The organism is Terrabacter sp. Soil810 (genome assembly GCF_001429645.1).
Lineage (GTDB): Bacteria > Actinomycetota > Actinomycetes > Actinomycetales > Dermatophilaceae > Terrabacter.
Genome location: NZ_LMSW01000012.1, coordinates 436,019 through 444,945, shown reverse-complemented (window position 1 = coordinate 444,945; position 8,927 = coordinate 436,019). Strand labels below are relative to the sequence as shown.

General features: G+C 72.2%; 8 protein-coding genes. All 8 read right to left on the bottom strand.

The features are described 5' to 3' along the window. Positions 1-424: 424 nt before the first annotated feature. Complete coding sequence (tyrS, locus tag ASG96_RS16820; RefSeq protein ID WP_057588665.1) at positions 425-1,684, bottom strand: tyrosine--tRNA ligase; 1,260 nt, start codon at positions 1,682-1,684, stop codon at positions 425-427. 111 nt (positions 1,685-1,795) lie between these two features. After that, positions 1,796-2,431 (bottom strand): DNA-3-methyladenine glycosylase, encoded by a 636-nt coding sequence (locus tag ASG96_RS16815; protein ID WP_057588664.1) that lies wholly within the window; start codon positions 2,429-2,431, stop codon positions 1,796-1,798. A gap of 22 nt (positions 2,432-2,453) precedes the next feature. Then, a complete protein-coding gene (gene argH, locus ASG96_RS16810; protein WP_057588663.1) occupies positions 2,454-3,926 on the bottom strand; it encodes an argininosuccinate lyase in 1,473 nt (490 codons plus the stop codon). 65 nt (positions 3,927-3,991) lie between these two features. Beyond that, a complete protein-coding gene (gene argR, locus ASG96_RS16805; protein ID WP_056759011.1) occupies positions 3,992-4,477 on the bottom strand; it encodes an arginine repressor in 486 nt (161 codons plus the stop codon). Then, complete coding sequence (locus ASG96_RS16800) at positions 4,474-5,667, bottom strand: acetylornithine transaminase (RefSeq protein ID WP_056759013.1); 1,194 nt, start codon at positions 5,665-5,667, stop codon at positions 4,474-4,476. The genes argR and ASG96_RS16800 overlap by 4 nt, the downstream gene beginning before the upstream one ends. Continuing rightward, entirely contained in the window at positions 5,664-6,707 is a 1,044-nt protein-coding gene (gene argB, locus ASG96_RS16795; RefSeq protein WP_057588662.1) for an acetylglutamate kinase, read from the bottom strand. Before argB ends, ASG96_RS16800 begins: the two co-directional genes overlap by 4 nt. Beyond that, positions 6,704-7,867, bottom strand: a complete 1,164-nt coding sequence (argJ, locus tag ASG96_RS16790; RefSeq protein WP_057588661.1) for a bifunctional glutamate N-acetyltransferase/amino-acid acetyltransferase ArgJ — start codon at positions 7,865-7,867, stop codon at positions 6,704-6,706. The genes argB and argJ overlap by 4 nt, the downstream gene beginning before the upstream one ends. Then, positions 7,864-8,907 (bottom strand): N-acetyl-gamma-glutamyl-phosphate reductase, encoded by a 1,044-nt coding sequence (gene argC / locus ASG96_RS16785; protein ID WP_200962710.1) that lies wholly within the window; start codon positions 8,905-8,907, stop codon positions 7,864-7,866. The genes argJ and argC overlap by 4 nt, the downstream gene beginning before the upstream one ends. Positions 8,908-8,927: the final 20 nt, after the last annotated feature.

Sequence of the window (8,927 nt, the reverse complement as noted above, 5' to 3'; positions counted from 1 at the left end):
CCTTCAGGACGACCAGGCCCAACCCGCTTGGAATCAGCGGCACCACCCCCAAAGCCTACCGGACCAACCAGAGTGCTTCGGACGGGATCCGCAGCGTCTCGATGACTCGAGAGCCGCTCCGGACCTTCCGAAGCCTACCCGATCGACTCGAGTGCTTCGGACCTTCTCTCAGCCCCGGGACCGGCCTACTTCGCGTCGCGATCGCTCGCTCTGCGGTGGTGTCCGTTCCTCCCTGTCGGGCTGACGAAGAGAACATTAACCCGGCCTTCCGGAGAAACACAAATCCACCCTCCCGGATGACGCTGGAAGGACGCCGGAGGGGCGGATCTCGTTGTCTGCCAACAGGATCCGCCCCTCCGAGGCCCCATGGAAGGCCGTCCTCAGCCCGATCCGAGCCGCGATTCGAGCCCGATCCACGCTCCGCTCAGGCGCGTCGCGCCGCTGCCAGGTTGCGGCGGCCCCGCTTGATGACGGCGACCGTCCCGTGCAGGAAGTCGCCCTCCCCCAGCACCTGCTCCGGGTCGGTCAGCTTGACGTTGTTGAGCGAGGCACCGCCGTCGCCGATCGCCCGCCTCGCGCCGTTGCGGGAGTCGACGAGCCCGACCGCGACGAGTGCGTCGACGACCGACGTCCCGACCGACACCGGTGCACCCGGCAGCTCGGCCGTGGCGTCCCTCAACGTCGAGGCGTCGAGACCGGCGAGGTCGCCCTTGCCGAACAGCGCCTCGGAGGCGGCCTGGACCGCGGCCGTCGCGTCGGGACCGTGCACGAGGGTGGTGACGTCGGCAGCGAGCGCCTTCTGGGCGGCCCGGCGGAACGGCTCCTCGGCCACCTGCCGCTCCAGCTCGTGGATCTCCTCACGGGACCGGTCGGACAGGGCCTTGAGCATGCTGATGACCGAGGCGTCCTCCACGTTGAGGAAGTACTGGTAGAAGACGTACGGGCTCGTCATGTCGGCGCTCAGCCACACGGCGTTGCCCTCCGACTTGCCGAACTTGCGCCCCGTCGAGTCGACGAGCAGCGGCGTCGCGAGCGCGTGCACCGACCGGCCCTCGACGCGGTGCACGAGATCGACGCCGGCCGTGATGTTGCCCCACTGGTCGCTGCCGCCGATCTGCAGCGTGCACCCGCGGCTCCGGTAGAGCTCGAGGTAGTCGAGCGCCTGGAGCATCTGGTAGCTGAACTCGGTGTAGGAGATCCCCTGGTCGCTCTCGAGCCGCCGCGCCACCGCCTCCTTGCGGATCATCTGGTTGACGCGGAAGTGCCGGCCGACGTCACGCAGGAAGTCGAGGGCGCTCAACGGGGCCGTCCAGTCGAGGTTGTTGACGAGCACCGCCGCGTTCTCGCCCTCGAAGTCGAGCAGTGGCCCGACGAGCTGCTGGATGCGGCTCACCGCTGCCGCGATGGTGTCCTTGTCCTGCAGGACGCGCTCCGCGTCGGGCTTGGGGTCACCGATGAGTCCGGTCGACCCGCCGACGAGGCAGATGACGTGGTGACCCGCAGCCTGCATCCGCCGCATGACGGACAGCTGGACGAAGTTCCCGAAGTGCAGCGAGGGCGCGCTCGGGTCGAACCCGCAATACAGCGTGAGGGGTCCCTCAGCGAGTGCTTCGCGCAGCGCCGCCTCGTCGGTGGTCTGTGCCACCAGGCCGCGCCACTGCAGCTCGTCGAAGATGTCCGTCACGGGTATCGGTGTCCTCTCGTCCCGGTGGGCTCCCTGCCCACCCCGCACACAGCCTGCCGTATGCCGCCGCGCGCAGGCCACCGAGTACCACCCGGTCCCGCATGCCGGGCGTCAGGCTCGACGCCGCACGACACCGGCGCGGTATGCGGACACGCTCGGGTCACCGTCGACCCAGAAGCGCCAGGGGTATGCCGTGCCGTCGCCTCCGGGACCACTGACGCCGACGCGTGGGCCGACCCCGACCCGGGCGCGACGGACCGGGTCTCCCTCGGAGACGACGAGGTCGATGGGCTCCCCCACCGGCGGGCGGCAGAAGTCGAGCCCGGTGTGCTCCTTGGTCATCGCGAGCGCCTGGCCGAGCCGGCCCGGTCCACGCGCCCAGTCGCGCTCACGCACCGGCCCCCGTCGCGCCCGGACGAGGTCGTGGCCGGCCACCACCTCACCGGCCCGCACGAGCACCGCCGAGGCCGCCCCCTCCTCGCCCACCACGAGGTTGACGCACCAGTGGTGGCCGTAGGTGAAGTACACGTAGGTGAACCCGGGAGGCCCGAACATCGGCCGCGTGCGCGGCGTCTCGCCCCGGTAGGCGTGCGACCCGGGGTCGAGCTCACCGGCATACGCCTCGAGCTCGGTCAGGCGCAGCACGACGCCACCGAACGCCAGGTGCCGGCCGAGCAGGTCGGGGGCCACCTCCACCGACGGTCGCGCGAAGAACTCGCGAGGCAGTCGGGTGTCGTCGAGGCTCACCCTCGACACCGTAACGGCAGGGTCAGACGCCGGCCGACGCCCACACGCGCGCGTCGGCGAGACGGTCGCGAGCCGCTGCGAGCTGCTCGGTGACGCGGACCGGGGCGGTGCCACCGAGGGCGTCGCGCGACGCGAGCGACCCCTCGACGGACAGCACCGAGCGCACCTCGGGCGTCAGGTGCTCGCTGATCCGGGCGAAGTCCTCGTCGCTGAGGTCCCACAGCTCGATACCGCGCGGCTCGCACTCGCGCACGCAGGCGCCGGCGACCTCGTGGGCCTTGCGGAACGGGACCCCCTGCCGCACGAGCCACTCGGCGATGTCGGTGGCCAGCGCGAAACCCTGCGGCGCGAGCGACTCGAGCCGCTCGGTGTTGAACGTCAAGGTGTCGACCATCCCCGAGAAGGCGGGCAGGAGGACCTCGAGCGTGTCGACCGCGTCGAAGACCGGCTCCTTGTCCTCCTGCAGGTCACGGTTGTAGGCGAGCGGCAGCGCCTTGAGCGTCGTCAGCAGGCCCGCGAGGTCTCCCACGAGACGACCGGCCTTGCCGCGCGCGAGCTCGGCGACGTCCGGGTTCTTCTTCTGCGGCATGATGCTCGACCCGGTCGAGTACGAGTCGTGCAGCGTGACGAAGGAGAACTCCTTCGTGGCCCACAGGACGACCTCCTCGGCGAGCCGGGAGATGTCGACGGCCGTCATGGCCGACACGAACGAGAACTCGGCCACGAAGTCGCGTGAGGCAGTGCCGTCGATCGAGTTCTCGACCGCGTGGGCGAACCCGAGGTCGTGGGCCACGGCCTCCGGGTCGAGTCCGAGGGAGGAGCCGGCGAGGGCGCCGGAGCCGTAGGGCGAGGCATCGGCCCGGACGTCCCAGTCGCGCAGCCGGTCGACGTCGCGCAGCAGCGCCCAGGCGTGGGCGAGCAGGTGGTGGGACAGGAGCACGGGCTGGGCGTGCTGCAGGTGCGTGCGCCCGGGCATCGCGACGCCGAGGTGCCGGTCGGCCTGCGCCACGAGGGCGTCGACGACGTCGAGCACGAGGCCTCCGACGACGCGCGCGTGCTCGCGCAGGTACATGCGGAAGAGGGTCGCCACCTGGTCGTTGCGGGACCGGCCGGCGCGCAGTCGGCCGCCGACGTCGGTGCCCACGCGCTCGATGAGGCCGCGCTCGAGCGCGGTGTGGACGTCCTCGTCGTCCTCGGCGGGCAGGAAGGCGCCGGAGAGGACGTCGGCCTCGAGCCGGTCCAGGCCCGAGAGCATCTGCGCCAGGTGCTCGTCGGAGAGCAGCCCCGCGGAGTGGAGCACGCGGGCGTGGGCGCGCGACCCCGCGATGTCGTGCGGGGCGAGGCGCCAGTCGAAGTGGGTGCTCTTCGACAGGGCCGCCAGCGCCTGGTCGGGACCGCCGGCGAAGCGTCCGCCCCACAGGCTCACGCGGGCGGCCGGGGTGCCCTGCGCGCCCTCCGTGCCGTCGGTGGCGCTCGTGCGGGTGGGGTCGGTCATCGCGTGGTCTCCTCGTGGGGTCGGGCTTGGTGGATGTCGGTCGTCGACGAGGCGCCGGGCGGTGCTCAGTCTCGCGTGCCTGCGAGCGACTGGAGGCGTTCGGCCACCGCGGCAGCCTGCTCGACGCTCCCGGTGACGAGCAGGATCGTGTCGTCTCCGGCGATGGTGCCGACCACCTCGGGGTCTCGGGTCTGGTCGATGGCCGAGGCGAGGTAGTTGGCCGCGCCCGGCGGGGTGCGCAGCACGACGAGGTTGACGGCGGCCGCGGCCGATACGAGCAGCTCTTCGCACGTGCGTCGCAGGCGGGCCGAGGCGGCGTCGCCGATGGACCCGACGGCGGCGACCTCGCCGCCCTCCCCCGGGACGGCATACACGAGCGAGCGGCCGCGACGGACCTTGACGGCGCCGAGCTCGACGAGGTCGCGTGACAGGGTCGCCTGGGTCACCTCGGTGCCCTCGGCGACGAGCAGGTCGGACAGCTCGCCCTGGCTGTGCACCTCGTGCGCGCCGAGCAGCTCGACGATGCGGCGCTGGCGGTGGGTGCGGCTCACGGCGCCGCCTCCCCCGCAGCACGGGCCGCCTCGAGGATCGACGGAAGGGCGTCGAGGAAGCCCTGCAGCTGCTCCTCGGAGATGACGAGCGGGGGCGCCAGACGCAGGGCGGTCGGGGTCACCGCGTTGACGATGAAGCCCGCGTCGCGGGCGGCCACCATGACGGCGGCCGACGGTATGCCGTCCAGCTCGATCGCGCGGAGCAGGCCCCGTCCGCGCGTACCCGCCACGCCCTCGATCCGGACGTCGTCGAGCAGCGCGGCGACGCGCCGGACGTGCTCGAGCAGGTGGTCACGCTCGATGGTGTCGAGGACCGCGAGACCCGCCGCGCATGCGAGCGGGTTGCCGCCGAAGGTCGTGCCGTGCTGGCCCGTGGTGAGGAGCGCGGTGACGTCGGGGCCGAACGTGACGAGCGCGCCGATCGGGACGCCGCCGCCGAGGCCCTTGGCCAGCGTCATGGCATCCGGGACGATGCCCGACGCCTGGTGCGCGAACCAGTCGCCGGTGCGACCGATGCCGGTCTGGATCTCGTCGACGACGAGCAGGGCGCCGTGGACGGACGTCAGCTCGCGGGCGAGACGTAGGTAGTCGACCGACAGCTCGCGCACGCCGGCCTCACCCTGGACCGGCTCGAGGAAGACCGCCGCCGTCGCGTCGTCGACGGCCGCTGTCAACGCCTCGGCGTCACCGGGCGGGACGAAGACGACCTCGGGGATGAGCGGCTCGAACGGCTCGCGGTAGGCCGCCTTGTGGGTCAGGGCGAGGGCCCCCGTCGACCGGCCGTGGAACGACCCCTCGAGCGCGATGATCCGGGTGCGACCCGTTCGTCGGGAGAGCTTGATCGCGGCCTCGGTTGCCTCGGTGCCGGAGTTGGCGAAGAAGACGCCCGACCCCTCGGGGGCGTCGGCGACGGCGAGGATGCGCTCGGCGAGGGCGATGGCCGGCTCGGACGTGAAGAAGTTGGACACGTGGATGGCCGACTCGGCCTGCTTCGTCACGGCCTGCACGAGCGCCGGGTGCCCGTGCCCGAGGGCGTTGACGGCGATGCCGGAGAGCAGGTCGAGGTAGCGCTTGCCGTCGACGTCGGTGACCCAGCAGCCGTCACCCGAGGCGAGGACGAGCTGGGGCGTGCCGAAGACCTGCACCATCGAGCCGGCATAACGGCCGAGCAGGTCGCTCCCTGCGGTCATGACTCCTCCTCGGTCGTGCCGACGGTGCTGGGCGCATCGGATGCATCAGGTGCGTCAGGTGTCGCGGACGCACGTGGCCTCGTGGGCTCGGAACCCGTGATGTCGGGCAGGACCATGGTGCCGATCCCCTCGTCGGTGAAGATCTCGAGCAGGATCGAGTGCGGCTTCCGGCCGTCGACGACGTGCGTCTGCGGCACGCCCCCCTCGACCGCGCGGATGCAGGCCTCGAGCTTGGGCACCATCCCGTGGTCGACGCGCGAGAGCAGCTCTCGCGCGGCGCTGACGGTGATGGTCGAGAGCAGCGAGCCGCGGTCGGGCCAGTCGGCGTAGATGCCCTCGACGTCGGTGAGGACGACGAGCTTCTCGGCGCCGAGGGCCACGGCGATCGCGGCGGCCGCTGTGTCGGCGTTGACGTTGAGCACCTGGCCGTCGACGTCGAGGTCGGGTGCGACGGTGGAGACGACCGGCACGCGACCGGCGTCGAGGATGTCGATGATCGCCGACGGGTTGACCGACTCGACGTCACCGACGAGGCCGAGGTCGACCTCCTCGCCGTCGACGACGGTGCCGCGACGGCGCGCGCCGAGCAGGGCGGCGTCCTCGCCCGAGAGTCCCACGGCGATCGGTCCGTGCTGGTTGAGCAGGCCGACGAGCTCGCGTCCGACCTGGCCCGTCAGGACCATCCGCACGACGTCCATGACCTCGGGCGTCGTGACGCGCAGACCGCCCTTGAACTCGCTCTCGAGCCCGACCCTCTCGAGCATCGCCTTGATCTGCGGACCCCCGCCGTGGACGACGACGGGGCGCAGGCCGGCGTACCGGAGGAAGGCGATGTCCTCGGCGAAGGCGGCCTTGAGCTCGTCGTCGACCATGGCGTTGCCGCCGTACTTGACGACGACGAGGGCGCCGCGGAAGCGCTCGAGCCACGGCAGCGCCTCGACGAGGGTGGCGGCCTTGCCCGCGGCCACCCGGATCGCGGCGGCGTCGATGAGGCCACGCAGGTCGGCGGGCTGGTCGGGACGGGTGCTGACGCTGCTCATGTGCTGTAGGCCGAGTTCTCGTGGACGTAGTCGTGGGTCAGGTCGTTGGTCCAGATCGTGGCGGCCTCCGGGCCTGCGTGCAGGTCGACGACGACGTGCACCTCACGCGGGGCGAGGTCGACGAGGGTGCGGTCCTCGCCGACCCCACCGGCCCGGCACACCTGGACGCCGTTCATCGTCACGTCGAGCGTCGCCGGGTCGAAGACGGCCTTCGTCGTGCCGACGGCCGCGAGCACGCGTCCCCAGTTGGGGTCGTTGCCGAAGACGGCGCACTTGAAGAGGTTGTTGCGCGCCACCGACCGCGCCACCTCCAGCGCGTCGTCCACGCTCGCCGCGCCGACGACCTCGATGGCGATGTCGTGTGCCGCACCCTCGGCGTCGGCGATGAGCTGACGGGCGAGGTCGGAGCAGACGGCGGTCAGGCCGTCGGTGAGGTCGCTCTCGTCGACGACCACGCCCGACGCGCCCGACGCGAGCACGACGACGGTGTCGTTGGTCGACATGCAGGCGTCGGAGTCGATGCGGTCGAACGAGACGGCCGTCGCGGCGCGTAGGGCGGCGTCGAGCTCGTCGGGGTCGACGACGGCGTCGGTCGTGACGACGACGAGCATCGTCGCGAGCGCCGGCGCCAGCATCCCCGCGCCCTTGGCCATGCCGGACACCGACCAGCCAGCGCCGAGGTGGGTGGACACCTTGTGCACGGTGTCGGTCGTCTTGATCGCGACGGCGGCCGCCTCGTGGCCCTCCGGCGACAGGGCGCTGGCGGCGGCGTCGACGCCGGCCGTGACCTTGTCCATCGGGAGCAGCTCGCCGATGAGCCCGGTCGAGCACACGACGACGTCACCCGCCGAGATGCCGAGCGTCGTCGCGACGTGCTCGGCGGTGCGATGGGTGTCGAGGAAGCCCTGGGCGCCGGTGCACGCGTTGGCGCCCCCAGAGTTGAGGACGACGGCGTCGACCCGCCCGTCGACGACCACCTGGCGCGACCACGTGACGGGCGCCGCCTCGACGCGGTTGCTCGTGAAGACGGCCGCGGCGTGGTGGTCGGGACCGTCGTTGACGACCAGCGCGAGGTCGGGTGTGCCGCTCGCCTTGAGCCCGGCGGTGACGCCGGCGGCGCGGAAGCCCGCGGGAAGCCGGACGGACGGGGTGCCACTCACGGTGCGACTCCTGCGATCGGGAGGCCGAGGGTCTCCTCGAGACCCAGGGCGAGGTTGGCGCACTGGACGGCGGCGCCGGCGGTGCCCTTGGTGAGGTTGTCGATGGCCGAGACGACGACGACCCGACCGAGCCGCTCGTCGACGGCCACCTGCAGCTGGACGTGGTTGCTGCCCACGACCGAGCCCGTGGCGGGCCATGAGCCCTCCGGCAGGAGGTGGACGAAGGGCTCGTCGGCGTAGGCAGACTCCCAGGCCGCTCGCACGGCGGCAGGGTCGACGCCGGGCCGGAGGCGCGCCGTGCAGGTCGCGAGGATGCCGCGCGGCATCGGGGCGAGCGTAGGGGTGAACGAGACGGTGACGGACTCGCCGGCCGCGCGGGACAGGTTCTGCTCGATCTCCGGGGTGTGTCGGTGCACGCCGCCGACCCCGTAGGGCGACATGGAGCCCATGACCTCGCTGCCGAGCAGGTGCGGCTTGAGCGACCTGCCCGCGCCGGACGTGCCGGACGCCGCGACGACGACGACGTCGTCTGCCTCGAGCAGACCCGCGGCGAAGCCCGGGGCCAGCGCGAGGGAGATGCCGGTCGGATAGCAGCCCGGCACGGCGATACGGCTCTTGCCGGCGAGGCGGTCGCGCTGCACGGTGCCCGCCGGCCCGGGGAGCTCGGGGAGCCCGTAGGGCCACGACCCGGCATACGCGGTGTCGTAGAAGCTCGTCCAGGCCGTCTCGGACTCGAGGCGGAAGTCCGCCCCGCAGTCGATCACGACGACCGAGTCGGGCAGCTGGGCGGCGAGGGCACCCGAGTGGCCGTGCGGCAGCGCGAGGAAGACGACGTCATGGCCGGACAGCGTCTCGAGGCTGGTCGCCTCGAGCACGCGGTCCGCGAGGGGGACCAGGTGCGGGTGGACGCCCCCGAGTCGTTCACCCGCACTGCTGGCCGCCGTGACGGCGCCGACCTCGAACTGCGGATGGGCGAGCAGCAGCCGGAGGATCTCTCCGCCGGCGTAGCCGCTCGCCCCCGCTACTGCTGCCCTGATCACGATGCATGACTATACACGCT